17 protein-coding genes and 2 rRNA genes are annotated in these 23,959 nt (G+C 65.1%); 6 read left to right on the top strand and 13 right to left on the bottom strand.

Annotated elements, in window-relative coordinates:
- Window positions 1-59 precede the first annotated feature (59 nt).
- Window positions 60-1,694: a sensor histidine kinase gene (locus ACIGJD_RS07505; RefSeq protein WP_483688972.1), complete on the top strand. Its 1,635-nt coding sequence runs from the start codon at window positions 60-62 to the stop codon at window positions 1,692-1,694.
- Window positions 1,691-2,407 (top strand): response regulator, encoded by a 717-nt coding sequence (locus tag ACIGJD_RS07500; RefSeq protein WP_483688971.1) that lies wholly within the window; start codon window positions 1,691-1,693, stop codon window positions 2,405-2,407. Before ACIGJD_RS07505 ends, ACIGJD_RS07500 begins: the two co-directional genes overlap by 4 nt.
- A 31-nt stretch (window positions 2,408-2,438) precedes the next feature.
- Here ACIGJD_RS07500 and ACIGJD_RS07495 read toward each other — a convergent pair whose 3' ends face one another.
- Window positions 2,439-4,343 (bottom strand): propionyl-CoA synthetase, encoded by a 1,905-nt coding sequence (locus ACIGJD_RS07495; RefSeq protein WP_483688970.1) that lies wholly within the window; start codon window positions 4,341-4,343, stop codon window positions 2,439-2,441.
- A gap of 172 nt (window positions 4,344-4,515) precedes the next feature.
- On the opposite strand from ACIGJD_RS07495, the gene ACIGJD_RS07490 reads away from it, so the two are divergent.
- The 4 genes from ACIGJD_RS07490 (at window position 4,516) to ACIGJD_RS07475 (ending at window position 8,813) form a co-directional block, all read left to right on the top strand.
- On the top strand, window positions 4,516-5,172 hold the full coding sequence (locus ACIGJD_RS07490; protein WP_483688969.1) for a GntR family transcriptional regulator: 657 nt from the start codon (window positions 4,516-4,518) through the stop codon (window positions 5,170-5,172).
- Entirely contained in the window at window positions 5,165-6,685 is a 1,521-nt protein-coding gene (locus tag ACIGJD_RS07485) for an MmgE/PrpD family protein (protein WP_483688968.1), read from the top strand. Before ACIGJD_RS07490 ends, ACIGJD_RS07485 begins: the two co-directional genes overlap by 8 nt.
- On the top strand, window positions 6,685-7,587 hold the full coding sequence (prpB, locus tag ACIGJD_RS07480; protein WP_483688967.1) for a methylisocitrate lyase: 903 nt from the start codon (window positions 6,685-6,687) through the stop codon (window positions 7,585-7,587). The genes ACIGJD_RS07485 and prpB overlap by 1 nt, the downstream gene beginning before the upstream one ends.
- 86 nt (window positions 7,588-7,673) lie before the next feature.
- The gene (locus tag ACIGJD_RS07475) at window positions 7,674-8,813 is read left to right on the top strand and encodes a bifunctional 2-methylcitrate synthase/citrate synthase (RefSeq protein WP_483688966.1); all 1,140 of its coding nucleotides are present in this window, start codon (window positions 7,674-7,676) and stop codon (window positions 8,811-8,813) included.
- Window positions 8,814-8,899: 86 nt separating this feature from the next.
- On the opposite strand, the gene ACIGJD_RS07470 is transcribed toward ACIGJD_RS07475, so the two are convergent.
- The 12 genes from ACIGJD_RS07470 to ACIGJD_RS07415 form a co-directional block, all read right to left on the bottom strand.
- Window positions 8,900-9,382, bottom strand: coding sequence for an 8-oxo-dGTP diphosphatase (locus ACIGJD_RS07470; protein WP_483688965.1), 483 nt, complete (start codon window positions 9,380-9,382; stop codon window positions 8,900-8,902).
- A 9-nt stretch (window positions 9,383-9,391) separates the two neighbouring features.
- Complete coding sequence (gene xerD / locus ACIGJD_RS07465) at window positions 9,392-10,411, bottom strand: site-specific tyrosine recombinase XerD (protein WP_483688964.1); 1,020 nt, start codon at window positions 10,409-10,411, stop codon at window positions 9,392-9,394.
- The gene (locus ACIGJD_RS07460) at window positions 10,411-11,070 is read right to left on the bottom strand and encodes an NUDIX domain-containing protein (RefSeq protein ID WP_483688963.1); all 660 of its coding nucleotides are present in this window, start codon (window positions 11,068-11,070) and stop codon (window positions 10,411-10,413) included. Before ACIGJD_RS07460 ends, xerD begins: the two co-directional genes overlap by 1 nt.
- 25 nt (window positions 11,071-11,095) lie before the next feature.
- The gene (locus ACIGJD_RS07455) at window positions 11,096-12,871 is read right to left on the bottom strand and encodes a CTP synthase (protein ID WP_142135468.1); all 1,776 of its coding nucleotides are present in this window, start codon (window positions 12,869-12,871) and stop codon (window positions 11,096-11,098) included.
- Between the two features lie 28 nt (window positions 12,872-12,899).
- Entirely contained in the window at window positions 12,900-14,639 is a 1,740-nt protein-coding gene (gene recN / locus ACIGJD_RS07450) for a DNA repair protein RecN (protein WP_483688962.1), read from the bottom strand.
- 4 nt (window positions 14,640-14,643) lie between these two features.
- The gene (locus ACIGJD_RS07445; RefSeq protein ID WP_483688961.1) at window positions 14,644-15,669 is read right to left on the bottom strand and encodes an NAD kinase; all 1,026 of its coding nucleotides are present in this window, start codon (window positions 15,667-15,669) and stop codon (window positions 14,644-14,646) included.
- 13 nt (window positions 15,670-15,682) lie between these two features.
- Window positions 15,683-16,498, bottom strand: coding sequence for a TlyA family RNA methyltransferase (locus ACIGJD_RS07440; RefSeq protein ID WP_483688960.1), 816 nt, complete (start codon window positions 16,496-16,498; stop codon window positions 15,683-15,685).
- The gene (locus ACIGJD_RS07435) at window positions 16,498-16,761 is read right to left on the bottom strand and encodes a hypothetical protein (RefSeq protein ID WP_483688959.1); all 264 of its coding nucleotides are present in this window, start codon (window positions 16,759-16,761) and stop codon (window positions 16,498-16,500) included. The genes ACIGJD_RS07440 and ACIGJD_RS07435 overlap by 1 nt, the downstream gene beginning before the upstream one ends.
- Before the next feature lie 9 nt (window positions 16,762-16,770).
- Window positions 16,771-17,760, bottom strand: a complete 990-nt coding sequence (locus ACIGJD_RS07430; RefSeq protein WP_483688958.1) for an HAD-IIA family hydrolase — start codon at window positions 17,758-17,760, stop codon at window positions 16,771-16,773.
- 6 nt (window positions 17,761-17,766) lie between these two features.
- A complete protein-coding gene (locus ACIGJD_RS07425) occupies window positions 17,767-19,695 on the bottom strand; it encodes a tetratricopeptide repeat protein (RefSeq protein ID WP_483688957.1) in 1,929 nt (642 codons plus the stop codon).
- Between the two features lie 632 nt (window positions 19,696-20,327).
- A 5S ribosomal RNA gene (rrf, locus tag ACIGJD_RS07420) occupies window positions 20,328-20,444 on the bottom strand.
- A 166-nt stretch (window positions 20,445-20,610) separates the two neighbouring features.
- Window positions 20,611-23,738 (bottom strand): 23S ribosomal RNA (locus tag ACIGJD_RS07415).
- Window positions 23,739-23,959: the final 221 nt, after the last annotated feature.

Raw genomic sequence — 23,959 nt, 5'->3', positions numbered from 1 at the left:
CCAGCTCACCGTTGCGTTCATATTGGTCGCGGCGCCCGCAGGGTCAGATGGAGGTACGCATGATCCACCGCTGGAGCATTGCCCGCCGGCTGTTCCTGGCGAACCTGCTGATCGTCATCTCCTTTATCGCCATTGTGGGAACCGCCGCGTACGTGGACGCGAGGGACCGGACGTACGACGAAGAAGGCCGCCGCATGGAAGGGGTGGCAGCCGCCATCGCCGCCAATCCGCTGGTGCTCCAGGCCGCCACGACACCGGACCCGTCCGCCCTGCTGCAGCCGTACGCCAAGGATGTGGCCGCGGCGGCGCATGTCGATTTCATCACCATCATGGCGCCGGACCGGACGCGTTGGACACACCCGCGGGATGAGGAGCTGGGCAAACCCTATATCGGCTCCATTGACGCTGCACTTCAGGGCCGCGCCTTCACGGAAGTAACGGCGGGCACCCTTGGACCGTCCGTCCGGACCATTGTTCCGGTCAAGGACCCGTCCGGATCCGTCAAGGCGCTTGTGGCCGCCGGTGTCACCGTCCGCAGCGTCGACGTCGCCCTTGCCGGGCGCCTGCCGGCCCTGCTCGGCCTCGGCCTCGCGCTGCTGGTGGGCGGTTCCCTGGCCTCCTGGCTGCTGGGCCGATATCTCCGAGGCGTTACCCGGGGCTGGGGCCCGGAGCAGCTGGCACAGCTGTTCGCCTACTACGAATCGGTGCTGCATTCAGTACGCGAAGGCCTCATCCTGGTCGACTCCAGGAAGCGCGTGGTGATGTACAACGACCAGGCTGCCGAACTGCTGGGCCTGCCCCAAACCGGCAGCAACGATCCCACCCGTCCCCCATCGCTGGCGGAACTCCCCCTGGACAGCGAACTGCGCAGCCTGTTTGATTCCGGGCGCATCACCAAGGATGAGATGGTTTTGACGGGCTCGCGTGTGCTGGTGGTGAACCAGGGGCCCGCACGGGGGCCTGCGTCCCCCGGGTCGCGCGGGAAGGTTCCCGTCTACGGAACCGTGGCAACCCTCCGGGACCGTACGGAAATTGAAGCGCTGGGCAGCGAACTCCAGACCATGCGGACCCTTTCCGACGCCTTGCGGGCCCAGACCCACGAACACGCCAACCGCCTGCATACCATGGTTTCGCTCCTGGAACTGGGCCGGACCGGGGAAGCCCTGGACTTTGCCACGCAGGACCTGGCCCTGAGCCAGCAGTTGACCGATGACATGGTGAGCTCGATCGACGAACCGGTGCTGGGCGCGCTGGTGATGGGGAAAGTTGCGGAGGCCCACGAACGGGGCGTGCAGCTGGATGTATCCACCCTTGGTTCCGGCGCCGCGCCCGGGGTTGCCGTCCAGGACCTGGTGACGATTCTGGGCAACCTGCTGGACAACGCCATCGACGCCGCGGCCGACGCACCGCCGCCGCGGCGGGTGGTGCTGAGGCTGGAGGCTGATGAGGAAGGCCTGGACATCGCCGTCAACGATTCGGGAACGCCCATCGACCCGGCCGACTCGGACCGGATCTTCCGGCATGGATACAGCACCAAGCAGGCGGCGGCCGGGGGCAGGGGCATCGGCCTGGCCCTGGTCCGGCAGGCTGTGCAGCGATTGGGCGGTACGCTTGCCGTCAACGGCCGGCACGGTGCCAAGTTCGAAGTATTCCTGCCTGCAGCAGTGTCCGCGGAAAAGGAGCACAGACAGTGAGCAACATCCGGGTCCTCGTCGTCGAGGACGAAGCCGTTGCCTCAGCAGCCCATGCCGCTTACGTGGGGCGGCTGGAAGGATTTGAACTTGCCGGGACAGCGCCGGACGGCCAGTCGGCGCTGCGGCTGCTGAATGAATTCGTGGCTGCCGGCGAGCCGGTGGAACTGGTCCTGCTGGACATGAACCTGCCCGACCTGCACGGCCTGGACATCGCCCGGCGCATGCGTTCGGCGGGAATCCTCGCCGACATCATTGCCATCACCGCTGTACGCGAGTTGGCGATCGTCCGCAGCGCCGTGGCCATCGGCGTGGTCCAGTACCTGATCAAGCCCTTCACGTTCGCCACGTTCTCAGACAAGCTCGCAAATTATCGCCAGTTCCGCCAGCAGCTGGCCGGTTCCAGCGCTGCTCCGGGCAAGGGGGGCGGCACCTCCCAGGGCGAGGTTGACCGTGCCTTTGCCAGCCTTCGGGCGCCCTCGGAACTCCCGCTTCCCAAGGGCCTCTCCACCTCGACCCTCGGCTCCGTACAGGAGTTCCTTCGCGGGCAGCCGGAAGCGGTGTCCGCCACCGAGGTAATGGATGCCCTGGGCATGTCCCGCGTAACGGCCCGGCGCTACCTTGAGTATCTTGCCGACGCCGGGACTGTTTCCCGGACAGCCCGCTACGGCACGCCTGGCAGGCCGGAGAACGAATACCGCTGGAACGCCCGCTGACCTGCCGCGCTGGACGTTCCAGCCACAAGTGTCAGCCGGCCTGGGACCTGCCCACCCGAAGCACTCCAGCCAACTGGTCAATGACCCCTGGATCTTCGATGGTGGACGGCACCGTGTATTCCTCGCCGTCAGCTATCTGGCGCATGGTCTTGCGCAGGATCTTCCCGGAGCGCGTCTTGGGCAGTGCGTCCACCACCGTGACGTGCTTGAAGTCCGCAACGGCGCCGATATCCCGTCGGACCAGCGCCACCAGATCCTTGGCCAGGACGTCTTCAGGGATGTCCACCCCGGATTTGAGCACCACGTAGCCGCTGGGACGCTGGCCCTTGAGGGGGTCCGCGAGGCCAATGACAGCACATTCGGCCACTGCCGGGTGCTGCCCAATGACCTGTTCCATGGCACCGGTGGAGAGCCGGTGGCCGGCGACGTTGATGATGTCGTCGGTGCGGCCCATGACGAACAGGTAGCCGTCCTCATCGCGGTACCCGGAATCACCCGTGGCGTAGCAGCCTTCAAAGGCCTGCAAGTAGGAGGAGATGAAGCGTTCGTCGTTGCCCCACAACGTGGTGAGGGTGCCCGGTGGCAGTGGCAGGCCCAGCACGATGTTGCCTTCGGTTCCGGCCTCCACTTCCCCGCCCGCGCCGTCGAGGATCTGCAGCCGGAAACCAGGCATCGGAACGCTTGGGGAGCCGGCCTTGATGGGGAGCCGCTCCAGGCCGCGCGGGTTGGCACAGATGGCCCAGCCGGTTTCGGTCTGCCACCAGTGGTCCACCACCGGCACGCCGAGGACCCGGGACGCCCAGTGGAAGGTGTCCGTGTCCAGCCGCTCACCGGCCGTGAAGAGCGTCCGCAGGCTGGAGACGTCATAGTCCGCCAGCAGCGACGCCTCCGGATCGGCCTTGCGGATGGCCCGCAGCGCCGTGGGGGCGGTAAAGAGCACGTTGACCTTGTGGTCCTGGACCACCCGCCAGAATGCACCGGCGTCCGGCGTCCCCACCGGTTTGCCTTCGTACATCACGGTGGTGGCCCCGGCCAGCAGCGGACCGTACACGATGTACGAGTGCCCCACCACCCAGCCAACGTCCGAGGCGGTCCACATCACGTCGCCGGGACCGACGTCGTAAATATTTTCAAGCGTCCAGCGCAGGGCGACGGCGTGGCCGCCGTTGTCCCGTACCACACCCTTGGGCGTGCCGGTGGTGCCGGATGTGTAAAGGATGTAGAGCGGGTCGGTAGCTTTCACATCGACCGGATCGGCGGGCTGGGCGGATGCCATGGCCGAATCCCAGTCCAGCCAGCCGGCGTGGTCCGCCGCCGTTGACGCAAAGCCTTGGCGCGCTTTGACCAGCACGGGGAGGTCCCGCGCGCCAGCCAACTCAAGCGCCTCAGCGACGGCCGGCAGGTAGTCAATGCGGCGGGTGGGTTCGATCCCGCCCGAAGCGGTGACCACGGCCGCAGGTGCTGCATCCTTGATCCGGGCGGCGAGTTCCTTGGGCGCAAAGCCGCCAAACACCACGGAGTGGACCGCGCCCAGCCTGGCAGTGGCCAGCATGGCTATGGCGGCTTCCGGGATCATCGGCATGTAGATCACCACCCGGTCCCCCCGCCCCACGCCATTGCTGCGCAGCACGCCGGCAAACCGCGCCACGAGATCAGTGAGCTCCGCGTAGGTATACCGCTGCTGCGTCCCCAGCATGGCGGAGTCATGGATCAGGGCGTCCTGCCCTCCCCGGCCCTCGGCAACATGCCGGTCCAGCGCGTTGTAGCAGGTGTTCAGGACGCCGTCCGGAAACCAGCTGTACAGCGGCGCCCGGCCGGCGTCCAGGGCCTGGCTGGGAGGAGTAGTCCAGGAAATCTTTTGCGCTGCCTCCAGCCAGAAATCTTCGGGCTGTTCAACGCTGCGCCGGTAACTGTCCCGGTAGCTGGTGGTGACCATGAGGTAATCCCGTCCACGACATTGTGATGCAGCTCATGCTAATGGGAAAGCAGCCTTGGTTACAAGAGACTTGTATACATAAGTTCCAGCCCCTAAGGATAAGACGGCAAATCACTGTTATTCCGTGGGTGCTGTGTATACACTGGTCAGGTTATCGAGGAAGGAGGACGGCATGCGCGCCAGCGACAAAGCGTATGCGGCCCTGCGAGAGGACATCATCGAATGGCGCCTGGCGCCCGGAACGGTCCTTGCCGAAGTGGAACAGTCCGAACGCCTGGGCGTCTCGCGCACACCGCTGCGGGAAGCGCTGGGGCGTCTCACAGCTGAAGGGCTGACGACGGCGGGCGGTCGCGGCGTCGTCGTTACCGACATTTCCCTGGAGGACATCGACGAGCTCTTCGAACTCCGCGAAACGCTCGAGGGCAGGGCCGCTGCGTTGGCCGCCCGGCGCGGCGACCCCGCGACGTTCCAGCGCCTGCAGCACGAGCTGCTCCTGGCCCCCGAGCTCATCAGCGGCGGTGAGCCCGGCCTCCATGACTATTACCAACTGGTGGGGCGGCTGGACACCGCCATCGACGCAGCCATCTCCAATTCCTACCTGGCCCAGGCCATGCGCAGCCTGCGCGTCCACCTGGTCCGGATCCGGCGCCTGGCAGCCGACGACGCGCGCCGCCTCACCGCCGCAGCCGCAGAACACGCCGCCATCGCTGAGGCGATTGCAGCCGGCAACCCCAAGCTCGCCGAGGCGGCCACCATCGTCCACCTGCACCGCAGCCTCTCCCACGTCAAAGCAACCCACGCATCCCACCCAAAGGAGCATCATGGTTAAGGAACACCACGTCCGCGTCTACAAGAGCGAAGAGAACCTCCCCCGCGAGGACCAGCTCGCCTACAAGATCGCCCAGGTGGCAGCGGATCCCGTCGCCGTCTCCGATGAGGTGACTGACATGGTGATCAACCGCATCATCGACAACGCCTCGGTGGCCATCGCCTCCCTGAACCGGGCTCCCATTGTTGCGGCCCGCGCCCAGGCACTCACCCACGGCCCCAGCACCGGTGGCCAGGGCTCCAAGGTGTTCGGCATCGAGGAGCGGGTGGCGCCGGAATGGGCCGCCTGGGCCAACGGCGTGGCCGTCCGCGAGCTGGACTACCACGACACTTTCCTCGCCGCCGAGTACTCCCACCCCGGCGACAACATCCCGCCGATCCTGGCCGTCGCACAGCACGTTGGGTCCAGCGGCCACGACCTGATCCGCGGCATCGCCACCGGCTATGAAATCCAGGTCAACCTGGTCAAGGCCATCTGCCTGCACAAGCACAAGATCGATCACGTGGCGCACCTGGGCCCCTCCGCGGCCGCCGGCATTGGCACCCTGTTGGGCCTCGACGTCGAAACCATCTTCCAGTCGATCGGCCAGGCGCTGCACACCACCACCGCCACCCGGCAGTCCCGCAAGGGCGAGATCTCCACCTGGAAGGCCCATGCCCCGGCGTTCGCCGGCAAGATGGCCATCGAATCCGCGGACCGGGCCATGCGCGGGCAGACCTCCCCCGTGCCCATCTACGAAGGCGAAGACGGCGTTATCGCGTGGATGCTGGACGGGCCGGACGCGTCCTACATGGTCCCGCTCCCCACCCCCGGCGAAGCCAAGCGCGCCATCCTGGACACCTACACCAAGGAACACTCGGCCGAGTACCAGGCCCAGGCCTGGATCGACCTGGCCCGCAAGCTGCACCGCGAACACCCGGAGGTGACCGACCCGGCCAACGTCGAATCCGTGCTGATCAAGACCAGCCACCACACGCACTACGTTATCGGATCCGGCGCCAACGACCCCCAAAAGTACAGCCCCACCGCGTCCCGGGAAACTTTGGACCACTCCATCCCGTACATCTTCACCGTCGCCCTGCAGGACGGCGCCTGGCACCACGTGGACTCCTACGCCCCGGCACGCGCTGCCCGCCCGGACACCGTGGAGCTGTGGCACAAGGTCACCACCGTGGAAGACCCCGAATGGACCCGCCGCTACCACTCCCTGGACATCTCCGAGAAGGCTTTCGGCGGCTCCGTCGAAATCACGCTCAAGGACGGCACCGTCATCACCGACCAGATCGCCGTCGCCGACGCCCACCCGCTGGGCGCCCGGCCGTTCGCCCGCGAGCAGTACGTCAACAAGTTCCGCACCCTCGCCGCAGGACTGGTGGAGGAGGCGGAAATCGAAAGGTTCCTTGCCGCCGCCGAACGCCTCCCGGAGCTCGCCGCCGGCGAACTGGACCAGCTGAACATCACCGCCGCCCCCGGCGTCATCGACCTGGCCGCGGCACCGAAGGGACTCTTCTGATGCTGTACTCCAAGACCACCCCGGAGCAGAAGCGGATCCGCTTCCGCGAACTGCTCTCCTCCGGCACCATCCAGCAGTTCCCCGGCGCGTTCAACCCCCTCTCCGCCCGCTTGATCGAGGAAAAGGGCTTCGCCGGGGTCTACATTTCCGGTGCCGTCCTGGCCAACGACCTTGGCCTCCCGGACATCGGGCTGACCACGCTGACCGAGGTGGCCACCCGTGCCGGCCAGATTGCCCGCATGACGGACCTGCCCTCGATCGTCGACGCCGACACCGGCTTCGGCGAGCCCATGAACGTGGCCCGCACCGTGCAGGAACTCGAGAACGCGGGCCTGGCCGGCTGCCACATCGAGGACCAGTTCAACCCCAAGCGCTGCGGCCATTTGGACGGCAAGAACGTGGTGGACCTGGATACTGCCACCAAGCGGATCCGCGCCGCCGCCGACGCCCGCCGTGACCCCAACTTCCTGATCATGGCCCGGACCGATATCCGTGCCACCGACGGGCTGGAAGCGGCCCAGGACCGGGCAAAGGCCCTGGTTGAGGCCGGAGCGGACGCCATCTTCCCGGAGGCCATGAAGGATCTCAGCGAGTTCCAGGCCATCCGGGACGCCGTGGACGTGCCGATCCTGGCCAACATGACCGAGTTCGGCAAAAGCGATCTGTTTACCGTGGACCAGCTGGCCGGCGTCGGCGTCAACATGATCATTTATCCGGTCACGCTTCTCCGTAGTGCCATGGGCGCTGCCGAGCGTACTCTGGAAGCGATCAAGTCCGACGGCACCCAGGAGGCACAGGTCCCAAGCATGCTGACCCGTGCCCGGCTCTACGACCTCGTCGACTATGAGGCCTACAACCGCTTTGACACCGGGGTGTTCAACTTCCAAATCCCCGGCATCTGACACCCAACCCTCACACCACGGGGATGCCGGCAGCAGCCGGCACCCCGCTCCAGGAACACAGGCTTTAGGAACAAAGGAGTTTCAGCATGGCTGAAAATGAGATCAAAAAGGGCCTTGCCGGCGTCGTGGTGGACTACACCGCGGTTTCCAAGGTCAACCCGGACACGAACTCCCTCCTGTACCGGGGCTACCCGGTCCAGGAGCTGGCCGCCAAGTGCAGCTTCGAGGAGGTGGCCTACCTGCTCTGGAACGGCGAGCTGCCCACCGAGCAGCAGCTGGCGGAGTTCACGGCGAAGGAGCGCGCCGGCCGTGCCCTGGACCCGGTGGTGAAGCAGGTGATTGACGCCTTGCCCACCACGTCCCACCCGATGGATGTCTGCCGGACTGCAGCTTCCGTGATGGGCGCCCGGCACCCGCTGGCCGAGGACTCCTCCCGCGACGCGAACATGGCCAAGGCCGTGGACCTGTTCGCGGCCATGCCCGCGGTGGTGGCCTACGACCAGCGCCGCCGCCACGGGCAGGACGTCGTGGAACCCCGGGACGACCTGGGTTACTCGGCCAACTTCCTGTGGATGGCCTTCGGCGAGGAACAGGTCCCGGAGGTGGTGGAGGCCTTCAACGTGTCGATGATCCTGTATGCCGAGCACTCCTTCAATGCGTCCACCTTCACCGCCCGGGTTATCACCTCAACACTCTCCGACCTGCACTCCGCGGTGACTGGAGCGATCGGGGCCCTGAAGGGTCCGCTGCACGGCGGCGCAAACGAGGCCGTGATGCACACCTTCGACGAGATCGGCATCCGCCAGGAGGAGTCGCTCGAGGAGGCCGCGGCGCGGGCGAAGGCCTGGATGGAAGACGCCCTGGCGAAGAAGAAGAAGGTCATGGGCTTCGGCCACCGCGTCTACAAGCACGGCGATTCCCGGGTTCCCACCATGAAGGCCGCGCTGGACAAGATGATCGCCCACTACGGCCGCCCCGAGTTGCTGGGGCTGTACAACGGACTGGAAACGGCGATGGACGAGGCCAAGGCCATCAAGCCGAACCTCGACTACCCGGCCGGCCCTACGTACCACCTGATGGGCTTCGACACCCCCACGTTCACTCCCCTGTTCGTGGCAAGCCGGATCACCGGCTGGACCGCGCATATCATGGAGCAACTGGACGCCAACTCTTTGATCAGACCGTTGAGCGAATACAACGGCGTGGAGGAACGGCACCTTCCGTAGCTCCTGGCAGGAAGATGACGACGGCGGGTGGGCACTTTGGTGGCCGCCCGCCGTCGGACGTTTATCAGCACGGGCACTGCCGGGGTTTACTCCAGGCGGCTTTCGGACGAAGCAACCGACTCGTTGTCGGTGTGCATGGTGACCACCACGTTGACCCTGCCGCCTTCGAGCACCACCGGCAGCCAATGGTCGGCGTCCTGCCACATCCGCTCCACCGGCAGGGCCGCAACGCTGAACCATTCAGGCAGGATCTCGTCGCTGGGGGCCGGCTCACCCTGCCAGGTGCGCGCCGTGAAAAGGGTGGTCTTCATGTCCCACTCGGGCCTGGCCGGGAACACGAAGTGCACCGCCCCGGCGTCGGCCAGGGCCGCTTCCTCGAGCACCACCCCGGTTTCCTCCAGGACTTCCCGGACTACGGCCTGGGCGGAGGTCTCCCCCGGCTCCACGTGGCCGCCAATGCCAACGATCTTGCCCCTGCCGAAGCCTGTCTGCTTCAGCCCCAGGAGCACCTCCGTGCCGTTCTCCCCCTCCCGCAGGAGGAAGCAGAGGGTTACTGCCGCTGCAGCCATACCTGTCCCCTAGCCCAGGGCCCGGGGATGGGCCGCAGCATAGACCTCGCGCAGAGTGTCCGCAGTGACCAGCGTGTACACCTGGGTGGTGGTTACGGACGCGTGGCCCAGCAGTTCCTGCACCACGCGCACGTCGGCGCCCCCTTCGAGCAAATGGGTGGCGAACGAGTGCCTCAAGGTGTGCGGCGAGACGTCCCGGGTGATGTTTGCTTTCTCCGCCGCCGCCTTCAGGATGGTCCAGGCGCTTTGCCGGCTGATCCTCCCGCCGCGGGCATTCAGGAACAGAGCCGGGGTGCCCTTTCCCTTGGCGGCGAGCAGCGGCCGGCCGCGGACCAAATAGGCATCCAGCGCACGCGCGCCGTAGGAGCCCAGCGGCACCATCCGTTCCTTCGATCCCTTGCCGAAGAGGCGGACAACAGCGGGCCCGGATTCCGGTTCCGCCAGGGAGATGTCGTCCACGTCCAGGCCTACGGCTTCGCTGATCCTGGCGCCGGTGGAGTAGAGGAATTCCAGGAGGGCGCGGTCCCGCAATCCCGTTGCGGTGTCGGTTCCCGCGGCCTCCAGGATACGGGTCACCTCATCGACGCTGATGGCTTTGGGCAGCCGCTTGCCGGCCATCGGCGGGTGGACTTCGCTGGCTGGGTCCGCGGGCGTGAAGCCCTCCAGGGCCCAGAACTTATGCAGCCCCCGGACGGCCACCACCGTCCGGGCTGCCGAGCGCACCCCAAGGGTGGACCCGCCGTCGGACCCATCGGAGAGGGCACGGACGTAGCCTGTGACATGGTGCCGGGTGATCTCCTCCGGCCGGGTGCACCCGGCAGCGGCCAGGTAGCGGGCGTAGCGGGCCAGGTCGCGGCGGTAGGCCGCCAGGGTGTTCGCTGCCAGACCCCGTTCCACGCCCATGTGCTGGAGGTAGTCAGTGATTCCCCGGTCAATGGCGGGAGGAACGTCCGTCCGGGCCGCGCCGGCAGCCGGTGCCGCGGCCGGCTGGACGGAAGGAACTGCTTCAGCCGAAGGACCCGGGACCATCAGCGCTGGCTGGGGTGGGCGGGCCAGGGGGCGTCGGCGGGGCGGAGGTCTTGGTAGTTGCCGGACCGGGCGGCCGCGGCGGCAAGGATCCCGACGACGGCGGACGGGTTGTGCAGGCGGCCGGACAGTACGGAGGCCACGGCATCGTCAAGGCTGATCCAGTGGAACTCGATTTCCGCTTCCTCGTCCGTCCGCTCATGGCGTTCGTGGTGCGGCACCTCGGTGAGGTCCCGGGCAAGGTAGATCCGGATGGCCTCGCTGGAGGATCCCGGGGAGTTGAAGACATCGGCCAGGACGTTCCAGGTACCGGCCGCCAGATCCGCTTCCTCGGCAAGTTCGCGTGCCGCCCCCACCACGAAGTCTTCACCTTCGACGTCCAGCAGGCCCGCGGGAACCTCCCAAAGGTCCATGCCAACCGGGTGCCGGTACTGCTTCAGGAGGAGGATCTGGCCCTTGTCGTTCATGGGCAGGACCGCGACTGCGCCGGGATGGTCGATGTAGTCGCGGGTGAGGGCGTCTCCGGACTCGGAGAGCTGGAATGTGTCGCTGACGACGTCCCAGATCCGGCCCTCATAGACCTTCTCGGAAGACAAAAGACGGCGCGGGCTTGGTGCATCCGAAACCTGTTTGGCAGGGGTGGCTTCAGGTGTACCAGGCATCGCGCCGTCCTTTGTGTTCTCTTGACTACTTAGCGGTAACGCTACCCGATGCTGCCGGCTCGCCGTCCGCGGGCGCTGCCGTGTCGGCTGCACCCTGGTGGTTGGCGTTCTGGTGGTCCAGGGCAGCCTTGACCAGGCCGGCGAACAGCGGGTGGGGGCGCGTGGGCCGCGAGCTCAGCTCGGGGTGCGCCTGGGTGGCAACGTAGTACGGATGGACGTCGGCGGGCAGCTCGACGAACTCCACCAGCTTGCCGTCCGGGGAGGTGCCGGAGAAGACCAGGCCCTTGTCCGCGATCTGCTGGCGGTATTTGTTGTTGACCTCGTAGCGGTGCCGGTGGCGTTCGCTGACGGTGGTCTTGCCGTAGGTTCCGGCGATGACCGAGCCTTCGTCGAGCTTGGCTTCGTACAGGCCCAGGCGCATGGTGCCGCCCAGGTCGCCGCGGCCCTCGACGTACTCCAGCTGCTCTTCCATGGTGGCGATGACCGGGTACTTGGAGTCCGGCTCGAACTCGCTGGAGGAGGCGCCTTCCAGGCCCACCACGTTGCGGGCGTATTCGATGACCATGCACTGCAGGCCAAGGCACAGGCCCAGAACCGGCAGCTTGGTTTCGCGGGCGAACTTCAGGGCGCCCAGCTTGCCTTCGAGACCGCGGATGCCGAAGCCGCCCGGCACGCAGATGGCGTCCACGCCGTCGAGCGCCTTGATGGCGCCCTCACGGGTCTCGCACTCATCCGACGGGACCCAGCGGATCTTGACCTTGGCCTCGTTGGCGAAGCCGCCGGCGCGCAGCGCCTCGGTGACCGAAAGGTAGGCGTCCGGCAGGTCGATGTACTTGCCCACCAGGGCGATCTCGACGTGGTGCTTCGGGTTGTGGACGGCCTCAAGGAGGCGGTCCCAGCTGGTCCAGTCGACGTCCTTGAACGGCAGGTCCAGGGCACGGACGATGTAGGAGTCCAGTCCCTGGCCGTGCAGGGTCTTGGGGATGTCATAGATGCTGGGGGCATCGGCGGCGTTCACCACGGCGTCGATGTCGACGTCGCACATGCGGCCGATCTTTTCCCGCATGGCCTCGGGCACTTCGCGGTCCGAGCGGATCACGATGGCCTCCGGCTGGATGCCGATGGAGCGCAGCGCTGCCACGGAATGCTGGGTGGGCTTGGTCTTCAGTTCCTGGGACGGGCCGATGTAGGGCACCAGGGAGACGTGGAGGAAGAACACATTGTTCCGGCCGATGTCCTGGCGGACCTGACGGGCGGATTCAAGGAAGGGCTGGGACTCGATGTCGCCAACGGTGCCGCCGATTTCGGTGATGATGACGTCCGGCGCGTTCTTGCCCTCGGCGGGCAGGCGCATGCGGCGCTTGATCTCATCGGTGATGTGCGGGATGACCTGGACGGTGTCCCCGAGGTACTCGCCGCGGCGTTCCTTGGCAATTACCGTGGAGTAAACCTGGCCGGTGGTCACGTTGGCGGAACCCTCGAGGTTCTCATCGAGGAAGCGCTCGTAGTGCCCGATGTCCAGGTCCGTTTCGGCGCCGTCGTCCGTGACGAAGACCTCACCGTGCTGGAAGGGGTTCATTGTGCCCGGATCCACGTTCAGGTAGGGATCGAGCTTCTGCATCGTGACGGACAGGCCGCGCGCCCGCAGGAGGTGACCAAGGCTGGACGCCGTCAGTCCCTTGCCGAGCGAGGATGCCACACCGCCGGTGACAAAAATGTGCTTCGTCGTCTTGGAGGAGCCCGGGAACCGGGAATTTACACGGGAATTTGATCGCTGCACCACGGAATTCGAGCCTATCATCATTTACGCCTTCCCGTGGCTGCGCAGGTCAGGCCCGCTGCGGCAGCAGCTTGGCGTCATCCAGCAGCTCCCGGGCATGGGCCTGCGCCGATTCGGAGTCCTCCTGGCCGGCAAGCATCCGGGCCAGCTCACGTACCCGCTCCGGTTCGTCAAGGAGGCGGACATCACTGGAGGTGAACCCGCTGGCGGTGCCGCCGTCGGCTCCCCTGACCGAGGTTTTGGTCACCGTGATGTGCTGGTCCGCGAAAGCGGCCACCTGCGGCAGGTGGGTGACCACCAGCACCTGCACGTGGCGTGCCAGCATGGCCAGGCGGCGGCCGATCTCGACGGCGGCGCGTCCGCCCACGCCGGCGTCCACTTCGTCGAAGACGAACGTGGGGACGGGATCGACGGCGGCCAGCACCACTTCGATGGCGAGCATGACGCGTGACAGTTCACCGCCGGACGCGCCCTTGCCCAGCGGCCGGGCCGGGGCGCCGGAGTGCGGCTGCAGCAGGAAGCTGATCTCGTCCGCGCCGTAAGGACTCAGCTGTGCAGCCGGATCGAGGTTGATCACCAGCGTGGCGTCGGCCATGGCCAGGGCCTTCAGTTCGGCGCTGACCCGGGCGGACAGGTCTTTGGCGGCCTTGGCACGGATCTTGCTGATGGCGGCCGACTGCTTCTTCAGTTCCGCTTCGGCACGGACCACTTCCGCGTCCAGGGCCTCGATGCGGGAGGAATCGTCCTGCAGTTCGTCGAACCGGACGCGTGCCTTGTCCGCCCACTCCAGCACCTCGTCGATGGTGGGGGCGTATTTTCGGACCAGCTTGGCCAGGGCGGCGCGCCGGTCCTCAATCTCGGCGAGCCGTTCCGGGCCCTCGGAGTCCAGGCCTGCCTGGTAGCTGGCCAACTCGGTGGCGATGTCGTTGAGCAGGAAGCCCACTTCCGCCAGCCGGGCGGCCGCTGACCCCAGTTCGGCGTCGTGCTCAGCCACGTGCTCAAGGGTCCGTTTGGCCGAGTCCACCAATGTGGTGGCGTCACCGGCCTCACCGAAGTCCTCGGCGATGAGGGCCTGGTGCGCGGTGCTGGCGGCAATCCGCAGCTCCTCAACGTTGGCAAGCTTCACGGCTTCGGCCTTGAGCAGCTCGTCCTCCCCCGGCTGGGGATCCACGTCATCGATCTCCGCCAGGGCCGCCTCGAGCGATTCGGCTTCGCGGAGCCTGTCGCGGGCGGCACTGCGGAGGCTGTCCAGTTCCGCCTGGCTGGCCTTCCACCGGCTGTAAAGGTCCTGGTAGGCGGCAAGCGGTTTGGCCAGCGCTTCGCCGGCGAACTTGTCCAGGGCTTCGCGTTGAGCCGTGGCGCCCTTGAGCCGGATCTGGTCCGTCTGGCCGTGCACCACCACCAGCGATTCTCCGATCTCGGCCAGGACGCCCACGGGGGCGGCGCGGCCGCCAAGGAACGCCCGGCTCCGTCCGTCCGCGCCCAGGCGGCGGGCCAGGATCAGTTCCGTGCCGCCGTCGAACTCCTCCGCGTCGGCGCCTGCGTCGAGGGCACGGACGACGGCGGGATGTCCGGTTTCGAGCTTGAGCACGGCTTCGGCGGTGGCGCTTTTGGCCCCGCTGCGGACGGCCCCTGCGTCCGAGCGGGCGCCCAGCAGCAGTCCGACGGCGGTGACCACCATGGTCTTGCCGGCGCCTGTTTCGCCGGTGACCACGCTCAGTCCCGGGCCGAGCGGAAGCGTTGCGTCGGTGATGACGCCCAGATCGCGGATTCTCAGTTCTTCAAGCATGGATTCACTTTGCAGTCGACGGATCGGGTTCGCTGCCCGGGTTCTCAACGTGCGGTACGGGCAGCGGCGGCATGGGCCGGGGCGTCCGCACCACGGGAATGGGGCCGGTGTGCACGGCCTCGGACTTGGGCAGCGGGCCGCGCCAACCGTGGATGGGAAGCTCGAACTTGCGGACCAGGCGTGCCGAGAACGGGGTCTGGTGGGTGCGGGCCAGCCGGACGGGGGTGGCCGATTTGGTCACTTCCACGCGGGCACCGGGCGGCAGGTCGACGGAGCGCCGGCCGTCGCACCACAGGACCCCCTGGGCGTCGGTGCGGCCCAGCACCTCAACAGCCAGCTTGGACCTGGGCGACACGACCAGGGGCTTGGCGAAGAGCGCGTGGGCACTGATGGGCACGATCACCAGCGCCTCCACTTCCGGCCACACCACGGGTCCGCCGGCGGAGAACGCGTAGGCGGTGGATCCGGTGGGGGTGGCCAGCACAATGCCGTCAGAGCCGAAGGACGTCAGCGGACGCTCGTCCACCTCGGTCACCACTTCCAGCATCCGTTCCCGATTGGCTTTCTCGATGGCGGCCTCGTTTAAAGCCCAGGTGTGCCAAATCTTCTGGCCGCGGACCCACACCTGCACGTCGATGGTCATGCGCTCTTCCACCGTGTACTCGCGACTGGCGACCCACTCGACGGTCTGGGCCAGGTCCGCGCGCTCACTTTCGGCCAGGAAACCCACGTGGCCAAGGTTGACGCCGAGCAGCGGCACGTCCACCTCGCGGACCAGTTCAGCGGCGCGCAGGATGGTTCCGTCGCCGCCGAGAACCATGACGAGTTCGACGTCGGGCAGCTGGACATGGTCGTGGAGCACCTCCACAGGCTGGGCCAGGTGCCCGAAGAACCGCTCCATGTCCCCCAGCTCGGATTCCTGCATCACTGGGACCATGCCGGAGGCGTGCAGCAGGGCGCAGGCTTCCCAGGCGGCTTTCAGTGACTCCTCACGGCCGGTGTGGGCAAGGACCAGTACACGCCTGCTCATCAGGTTCCGCTCTCTAGTGGTTCGGCCAGATTTGTCCGAGCAACGCAGCGGCTGCTGCCTCTCGCTCTTCGATCTTAGGCAAGTCTTTGCTGATCCTGCGTTTTATCCACAGGAAGTATTCGACGTTTCCGTCCTGTCCGGGCAACGGACTAGGCGCCAGTCCGCAAAGGTCCAACCCGGCGTCGAGCGCTGCCCTGGCAACCTTTTCCACCGCCATCCGCCGCTCGCGCTCCGAGGTGACCACGCCGGTACGGCCCAGCCGGTCCTTGCCAATCTCGAACTGTGGCTTGACCATCAGCACCAGGTCGCCGCCGGGTTCGGTGCAGTCCGCCAGCGGCTGCACCACCAGGGTGAGGGAGATGAAGGACAGGTCCGCCACAGTCAGGGCGGCGGGTCCGCCGATGTCCTCAGGCGCCATATACCTGACGTTCATGCCCTCGTGGACATCCACGCGCGGGTCCTCGCGGAGCTGCGGCACCAACTGGCCGTGCCCGACGTCGACCGCCACCACCTGCGCGGCACCGCGCCGAAGGAGGACGTCCGTGAAACCGCCGGTGGAAGCACCGGCATCGAGGCACCTTTTGCCCTGCGCCGACACTTCGGGGAAGGCGTCCAGGGCACCGGCCAGCTTGTGGGCGGCCCGGCTGGCATAGGTGTCCTGGTCATCAAGTTCGACGGCGAGGTCCCGGGTTTCGTCAACCTGCAGGGAGGCCTTGGCCAGGACCTGGCCTCCCGAGGTGACCTTGCCTTCGGCGATAAGCGAGGCTGCATGCGTGCGGGACCTCGCCAGGCCTCGGGCCACAAGGGCCTGGTCGAGTCGAACCGGCATCAGGCCGCCCCGCCGGCGCGGCCGGTTGCCGCCCTGACCTGGTCGATGGGATCACTGTTCAGGGCGGCCAGCAGTTCGTCGTGGAGTTCGTTATACACAGCTTCGTGATCCGACGCAGGTAGGCCGGGTATGTCGGAAAGCCTGGCCACGGCCCGCGCCACCTGCGGATCGTTGATCTCCTGCCCGCTGTCCGGGGAGGCCGCGCGAGGCCACTCCGGGGTGGGCTGGGCTGTCGAGTCGTCCGGTTCGGTCAGCTCAGTCATTGAACCAGTCTAGTGATTGAGCCACACCAGCTTGGGTGCCTGCGGGGTTGCGGCGTCGGGGGTCTCCGCCCACCAGGCAGCGCACGCCGCGCGCCAGGAGTCCAAGTCGTCCTGGCTGCCGATGATGCCCACCGCTCCGTTGGCCACGCGGGCCGTCGCTTCCCCGCACGCGTAGGTGCCGTCGTCGTGCGTCACGTCGGGGTAGGGGCGGTGCAGGTCCGTCAGGTTGCCGATGATGTAGTTGGGCCGTTCGGCGGAACGCGCCGCAAGGATAGTCTCGCGCGTGTCGACGCCGGTCAGCACCGCCACGGTGGCAAAGCCGGCGTTGTTGCCGCCCAGGATGTCCGTGTCCAGCCGGTCCCCCACCACCAGGGGACGCTCGGCCCCGAGCCGTTTGGCGGCGGAGTGGAACAGCGGAGCCTCCGGCTTGCCCGCGACCTTTGGCTGCTGGGCAGTAGCGGCAGCGACGGCAGCAACCAGCGTTCCGTTCCCCGGCGCGATCCCGCGCGCTTGCGGGATGGTCATGTCCGTGTTGGTGGCCACCCAGAGGGCTCCGGCGTTCACCACGTAAGTGGCCTCCGCCAGCTCCTTCCAGCCAATGGCGGGGCTGAAGCCCTGAACCACGGCCACCGGCTCCTCGTCCTGGCTGCCCACCGGCACCAAACCGGCCAGCTCGATTTCCTTTGCCAGCGCCGGGCTGCCCGTGATGAGGATCCGTGACCCGGGTGCCAGCAGCGAAGCGAGCAGGTCCGCGGCTGCCTGGGAGGAGCTGACCACCTGGTTGTCTTCGGCGGGTGCGCCGAGTTCGCGCAGGTGGGCTGCCACCTCTGCGGGGGAACGGGAGGCATTGTTCGTCACGTAGCCCAAGCCGATGCCCAGTCCGGAGAGCTGCTTCAGCGACTCCACGGCGCCGGGGATGGCGTGCGGACCTGCGTACACCACGCCATCCAGGTCGGCCAGCAGGGCGTCGAAGCGGGAAACCAGGGAAACGTCAGTCATGGGTGCCTAGTCCCGCCGTTCTTCATCCGCAAAGATTTCGGCGCTGTCGTGGTGTTCCACGGCGTCCTGGTCTTCCATGGCGTCCACGTTGCCGGCCTCGTCCCCAGGTGCTGAACCGAGCTCAAGCTCGTCGTGTTCCACCGAGTCCTGATTCGACTCGGCGTCGTCGGAAACGAAGTAATCGGCGTCCTGGTCATCGACGCTGCTGTCCTGGACGGCCTTCGCTTCGGTGACGCGCGGGTTCCCAGTTGCAGCAGCTTCCGGGGAAGCTGCCGTAGTTTCGGGGTTCGTTACCGCTCCGGAGGCCTTGGAAGCACGGTCCAGCATCCGGCGGCGCTCAGCCTCTTCCCGGGCCTCTTCTTCCTCGTCCCAGCCGAGGTCGATGATCTCCGGTTCCTCATCCATACCTTGGCCCAGGGCGTTTTCCGCCACTACGGCCTGGCGGCTCCACTTCTGCGACTCTTCGTCACGCCCCACCGCTGCCAGTGCGTCGGCGTAGGCGCGGAAGAGGCGCGGGCTGTAAGAGAAAGCGCGGTTGATGTCCAGTTGCGGGATCTCAAGCTCCGCCACTGCCGCATCCAGTTGACCGAGGTCGGTCCGGGCGCCGGCGGCAACAATGGCCAATTCGACCTTGCCTGGAGCGTCCAGATCCTGGGCTTCCTCGGAGCGGGCAACGTCAAGGGCGCGGTCGGGCCGGCCAAGGCCACGCTCGCAGTCGGCCATCACGGGCAGGTGCACGTTGGAGCCGCTGATGCGCCGGAAGGTGCGGAACTCCCGGAGCGCTTCGCCGTAGTGTCCGGCAGCGTAAGCAGTCAGTCCAACGGCTTCGCGCACGGCAGCGAGCCTTCCACCGCGGCGGCTGGCGGCAAGGGCGTGCTGGAAGGCCAGCTCGGGCTCGTCGTCAATCAGGCGGCCGGCCATGACCAGGTGGCGGGCGACCCATTCCGAGCTCTTGGATTCGAGGGTCTTGATCTGGTGCTGCGTGGCGCGGTCCAGTTCCTTGCCCGTGACGTCCTCGTCGATTTCGGGTGAGCGCTCCCGGTCCGGCCGGTTGGCGCTGCGAAGATCGGCAGCGTTGGGCACGCGTGCAGGGCGCTCTTCCTGGCGGTCGCGGCCGAAGCTGCGGGGGCCTGCGCCGCGGCCGGACTCAGCACGGGCGTCGCCACGGTCGAAGCTGCGGGGCGCACGTTCCTGCCGGTCTCCGAAGGGCTTGCGGTTGTCGCCGCCGAAACCACGACGGTCACCTTCGCCTTCACGGCGCGGACGATCACCAAACGGCTTACGATCACGATCACCGTAGGGCTTACGGTCGCGGTCGCCGTAGGGCTTACGGTCGCGGTCGCCACCGCCGAAACCACGGCGCTCGCCTTCGCCTTCACGGCGCGGACGATCACCAAACGGCTTACGATCACGATCACCGTAGGGCTTACGGTCGCGGTCGCCGAACTGGCGGCGCTCACCCTCACCATCACGACGCGGACGATCACCAAACGGCTTACGATCACGATCACCGTAGGGCTTACGATCACGGTCGCCACCGCCGATACCACGACGGTCACCATCACCATCACGACGGGGACGATCACCAAACGCCCTACGATCACGATCACCGAACTGACGGCGCTCACCCTCGCCGTCACGACGGGGACGATCACCAAACAGCTTACGATCACGATCACCGTAGGGCTTTCGGTCCCGATCGCCGAACTGCCGACGGTCGCCGTCACCATCACGGCGCGGACGATCACCGAACGGCTTCCGGTCGCGATCACCGTAGGATTTACGCTCCCCGCCACCGGTGGCTCCGCCGCGGGAGAAGTTGTTGCCGTCACGGTCGGACCGCGACCTAAAACCGCGGGGCTCACCGCCGGAATTGTTGTTGCCGCGGAATGCGCCGCGGTCGTTGCCGCGGTTGCCACCGTTGTGCTCGGCCATATGGATTCCTCCTGTTGTGAGCCGACCACTGGCGCAACTGCAGCCGCTCGTTTCGTTTCCTACGCAACCCGAAATCAAGCGCTTCGAAGTCCGTACATCTTCATCAATTCTAGTGGAGCCGCAAAATTCCCCGGAACGGTAGAAGCCCTGGCAGCGGCATCGTGGCCATCTTCACACCAAGCCCTGCCCCTCTGCCTTAAAGCCCGCTCACATCGTGCACGTTCCCTCCCGACGCCCGCTCACGTCCTGCACGTTCCCTCCCGACGCCCGCTCATCTCTGGCAGGTTGATGGTGAACGCCCGCTCATCTCTGGCAGGTTGATGGTGAACGCCCGCTCGCATCCTGCAGGTTCCCTCCCGGCGCCCGCTCACATCCTGCACGTTCCCTCCCGGCGCCCGCTCACCTCTGGCAGGGTTCGCTGGAGGGGCCGCGGATGTGCCGCGAGAAGGACGTGAGCGGGGATTCCTGATTTTCCTGTCAGAGGTGAGCTGGGGTTGGGTGTTTACCCGTCAGAGGTGAGCGGGGGTTCGTGCCCTGGCTGCCGGAAGTGAGCGGGCGTTCCGCACGTGCCTTGTTGGTTTAAATGTGGGAGGCCCCAACCATGTGTGGTTGGGGCCTCGACCTAATAGTTGTTCCGGCGGTGACCTACTCTCCCACACCCTCCCGGGTGCAGTACCATCGGCGCTGTGGGTCTTAGCTTCCGGGTTCGGAATGGGACCGGGCGTTTCCCCCACGCTATGACCGCCGTAACCCTTTCACCCGTCACCGACCCCGTCGGGGGTGGTGTGGGAAGACTGGTGGTTACAACATTGTCCGTGTTGTTGGACTGGTGGTGTTGTTATTCAGTTATGGTTCCACCAACAGGGGTTGTTGGTTGGGAACCACATAGTGGACGCAAGCAGAATGTTTTTCTGTGTGGTGTAAGTTGTTGGCCTATTAGTACCGGTCAGCTTCACGAGTCGTTAGTCCTCGCTTCCACATCCGGCCTATCAACCCAGTGGTCTGGCTGGGGGCCTCTCACACACAAGGTGTATGGAAATCTCATCTTGAAGCGAGCTTCCCGCTTAGATGCTTTCAGCGGTTATCCCATCCGAACGTAGCTAATCAGCGGTGCACTTGGCAGTACAACTGACACACCAGAGGTTCGTCCGTCCCGGTCCTCTCGTACTAAGGACAGCCCTTCTCAAATTTCCTGCGCGCGCAGCGGATAGGGACCGAACTGTCTCACGACGTTCTAAACCCAGCTCGCGTACCGCTTTAATGGGCGAACAGCCCAACCCTTGGGACCTACTCCAGCCCCAGGATGCGACGAGCCGACATCGAGGTGCCAAACCATGCCGTCGATATGGACTCTTGGGCAAGATCAGCCTGTTATCCCCGAGGTACCTTTTATCCGTTGAGCGACGGCCATTCCACAATGTACCGCCGGATCACTAGTCCCGACTTTCGTCCCTGCTCGAGATGTCTCTCTCACAGTCAAGCTCCCTTGTGCACTTACACTCGACACCTGATTGCCAACCAGGCTGAGGGAACCTTTGGGCGCCTCCGTTACTTTTTAGGAGGCAACCGCCCCAGTTAAACTACCCATCAGGCACTGTCCCTGACCCGGATTACGGGCCGAAGTTAGATGTCCAAAGTGACCAGAGTGGTATTTCAACGATGACTCCACCCGAACTGGCGTCCGGGCTTCAACGTCTCCCACCTATCCTACACAAGCCACTCCGAACACCAATACCAAACTATAGTAAAGGTCTCGGGGTCTTTCCGTCCTGCTGCGCGTAACGAGCATCTTTACTCGTACTGCAATTTCGCCGAGTTTATGGTTGAGACAGCGGGGAAGTCGTTACTCCATTCGTGCAGGTCGGAACTTACCCGACAAGGAATTTCGCTACCTTAGGATGGTTATAGTTACCACCGCCGTTTACTGGGGCTTAAATTCTCAGCTTCGCCGTGAGGCTAACCGGTCCTCTTAACCTTCCAGCACCGGGCAGGAGTCAGTCCGTATACATCGTCTTGCGACTTCGCACGGACCTGTGTTTTTAGTAAACAGTCGCTTCCCCCTGGTCTCTGCGGCCCCGATCCCCTCCCACCAGCAAGTGGTGTTCAAGGTTGGGGCCCCCCTTCTCCCGAAGTTACGGGGGCATTTTGCCGAGTTCCTTAACCATAATTCTCTCGATCGCCTTGGTATTCTCTACCTGATCACCTGTGTCGGTTTGGGGTACGGGCGGCTAAAACCTCGCGTCGATGCTTTTCTCGGCAGCATAGGATCACCGAATCCCCCCATACGGGGGTCCCATCAGATCTCAGGCTATATGAATGGCGGATTTGCCTACCATTCGCCCTACATCCTTAGACCGGGACAACCATCGCCCGGCTCGGCTACCTTCCTGCGTCACACCTGTTAATACGCTTGCCTCCCGGGATCAGGTCCTGCGCTCCACCAAAACCCTTCACCCACAAGGGGTGTCAGGCAGGTTTCGGGCAGTTAGTATCCCCCGCTCAGCATGGGCGGTTTTTCGCCGGTACGGGAATATCAACCCGTTGTCCATCGACTACGCCTGTCGGCCTCGCCTTAGGTCCCGACTTACCCAGGGCAGATTAGCTTGACCCTGGAACCCTTGATCATTCGGCGGACGGGTTTCTCACCCGTCTTTCGCTACTCATGCCTGCATTCTCACTCGTGTAGGCTCCACCACTGGTTTACACCGCAGCTTCACCGCCCACACGACGCTCCCCTACCCATCCACACTCCTGAACCACGAAGGCTAGGAACAAGTGTGAATGCCACAACTTCGGCGGTGTACTTGAGCCCCGCTACATTGTCGGCGCGGAATCACTTGACCAGTGAGCTATTACGCACTCTTTTAAGGGTGGCTGCTTCTAAGCCAACCTCCTGGTTGTCTGGGCAACTCCACATCCTTTCCCACTTAGCACACGCTTAGGGGCCTTAGTTGGTGGTCTGGGCTGTTTCCCTCTCGACTATGAAGCTTATCCCCCACAGTCTCACTGCTGCGCTCTCACTTACCGGCATTCGGAGTTTGGCTGACGTCAGTAACCTTGTAGGGCCCATTAGCCATCCAGTAGCTCTACCTCCAGCAAGAAACACGCAACGCTGCACCTAAATGCATTTCGGGGAGAACCAGCTATCACGAAGTTTGATTGGCCTTTCACCCCTACCCACAGCTCATCCCCTCCATTTTCAACTGAAGTGGGTTCGGTCCTCCACGACGTCTTACCGTCGCTTCAACCTGGCCATGGGTAGATCACTTCGCTTCGGGTCTAGATCACGCCACTCACACGCCCTATTCAGACTCGCTTTCGCTACGGCTGCCCCACACGGGTTAACCTCGCGACGTAACACTAACTCGCAGGCTCATTCTTCAAAAGGCACGCCGTCACCACAACAAAGATGGCTCCGACGGATTGTAAGCACACGGTTTCAGGTACTGTTTCACTCCCCTCCCGGGGTACTTTTCACCTTTCCCTCACGGTACTGGTCCGCTATCGGTCATTAGGGAGTATTTAGGCTTATCAGGTGGTCCTGACAGATTCGCACGGGATTCCTCGGGCCCCGTACTACTTGGGATACTCTCACAGGCGGTACAAACACATTACGGTTACGGGACTAACACCCTCTCTGGCCGGCCTTTCAAAACCGTTCACCTATGCGCGCACATCACACCCCACCAGCCCGGCAGAACTGGTACGGAAAGTCCCACAACCCCGACCATGCAACGCCCGCCGGCTATCACACATGGAACGGTTTAGCCTGATCCGCGTTCGCTCGCCACTACTAACGGAATCACTATTGTTTTCTCTTCCTGCGGGTACTGAGATGTTTCACTTCCCCGCGTTCCCCCCACGCACCCTATGTGTTCAGGTACGGGTCACCAAGTCACTCGCGCGCTCAGCGGGGTTTCCCCATTCGGACACCCTGGGATCACAGTCCGGTTATCGACTCCCCCAGGCTTATCGCAGATTCCTACGTCCTTCTTCGGCTCCTAATGCCAAGGCATCCACCGTGTGCTCTTAAAAACTTGACCACAAAGATCAAAAACAAGCTCACTCGAGAGAACCACGAAACCAACCACACCAAAGTGCGGCCAGATCCAGGTTCAAATATCTTGGAAATTGCTTCTTATACAAGATGCTCGCGTCCACTATGTAGTTCTCAAACAACAACCCCACACCACACAACCCACACACACAAAGCACGTGAACCGTCATGGCAGGGAAACCAGAAACAAACAAACCCACCCGGCAA

The organism is Arthrobacter sp. E1SS-5 (genome assembly GCF_057073715.1).
This window is presented reverse-complemented; position numbering and strand designations above follow the sequence as displayed.

Bases quoted from the DNA above. Each gene is read 5' to 3' on its own strand.
- ACIGJD_RS07440 (WP_483688960.1), bottom strand. From the start codon at position 16,498: ATGCCGGTTCGACTCGACCAGGCCCTTGTGGCCCGAGGCCTGGCGAGG.
- ACIGJD_RS07495 (WP_483688970.1), bottom strand. From the start codon at position 4,343: ATGGTCACCACCAGCTACCGGGACAGTTACCGGCGCAGCGTTGAACAG.
- ACIGJD_RS07505 (WP_483688972.1), top strand. From the start codon at position 60: ATGATCCACCGCTGGAGCATTGCCCGCCGGCTGTTCCTGGCGAACCTG.
- xerD (WP_483688964.1), bottom strand. From the start codon at position 10,411: ATGGTCCCGGGTCCTTCGGCTGAAGCAGTTCCTTCCGTCCAGCCGGCC.
- ACIGJD_RS07425 (WP_483688957.1), bottom strand. From the start codon at position 19,695: ATGGCCGAGCACAACGGTGGCAACCGCGGCAACGACCGCGGCGCATTC.
- ACIGJD_RS07460 (WP_483688963.1), bottom strand. From the start codon at position 11,070: ATGCCTGGTACACCTGAAGCCACCCCTGCCAAACAGGTTTCGGATGCA.
- ACIGJD_RS07430 (WP_483688958.1), bottom strand. From the start codon at position 17,760: ATGACTGACGTTTCCCTGGTTTCCCGCTTCGACGCCCTGCTGGCCGAC.
- ACIGJD_RS07490 (WP_483688969.1), top strand. From the start codon at position 4,516: ATGCGCGCCAGCGACAAAGCGTATGCGGCCCTGCGAGAGGACATCATC.
- ACIGJD_RS07475 (WP_483688966.1), top strand. From the start codon at position 7,674: ATGGCTGAAAATGAGATCAAAAAGGGCCTTGCCGGCGTCGTGGTGGAC.
- recN (WP_483688962.1), bottom strand. From the start codon at position 14,639: ATGCTTGAAGAACTGAGAATCCGCGATCTGGGCGTCATCACCGACGCA.
- ACIGJD_RS07470 (WP_483688965.1), bottom strand. From the start codon at position 9,382: ATGGCTGCAGCGGCAGTAACCCTCTGCTTCCTCCTGCGGGAGGGGGAG.
- ACIGJD_RS07485 (WP_483688968.1), top strand. From the start codon at position 5,165: ATGGTTAAGGAACACCACGTCCGCGTCTACAAGAGCGAAGAGAACCTC.
- ACIGJD_RS07455 (WP_142135468.1), bottom strand. From the start codon at position 12,871: ATGATAGGCTCGAATTCCGTGGTGCAGCGATCAAATTCCCGTGTAAAT.
- ACIGJD_RS07445 (WP_483688961.1), bottom strand. From the start codon at position 15,669: ATGAGCAGGCGTGTACTGGTCCTTGCCCACACCGGCCGTGAGGAGTCA.
- ACIGJD_RS07435 (WP_483688959.1), bottom strand. From the start codon at position 16,761: ATGACTGAGCTGACCGAACCGGACGACTCGACAGCCCAGCCCACCCCG.
- prpB (WP_483688967.1), top strand. From the start codon at position 6,685: ATGCTGTACTCCAAGACCACCCCGGAGCAGAAGCGGATCCGCTTCCGC.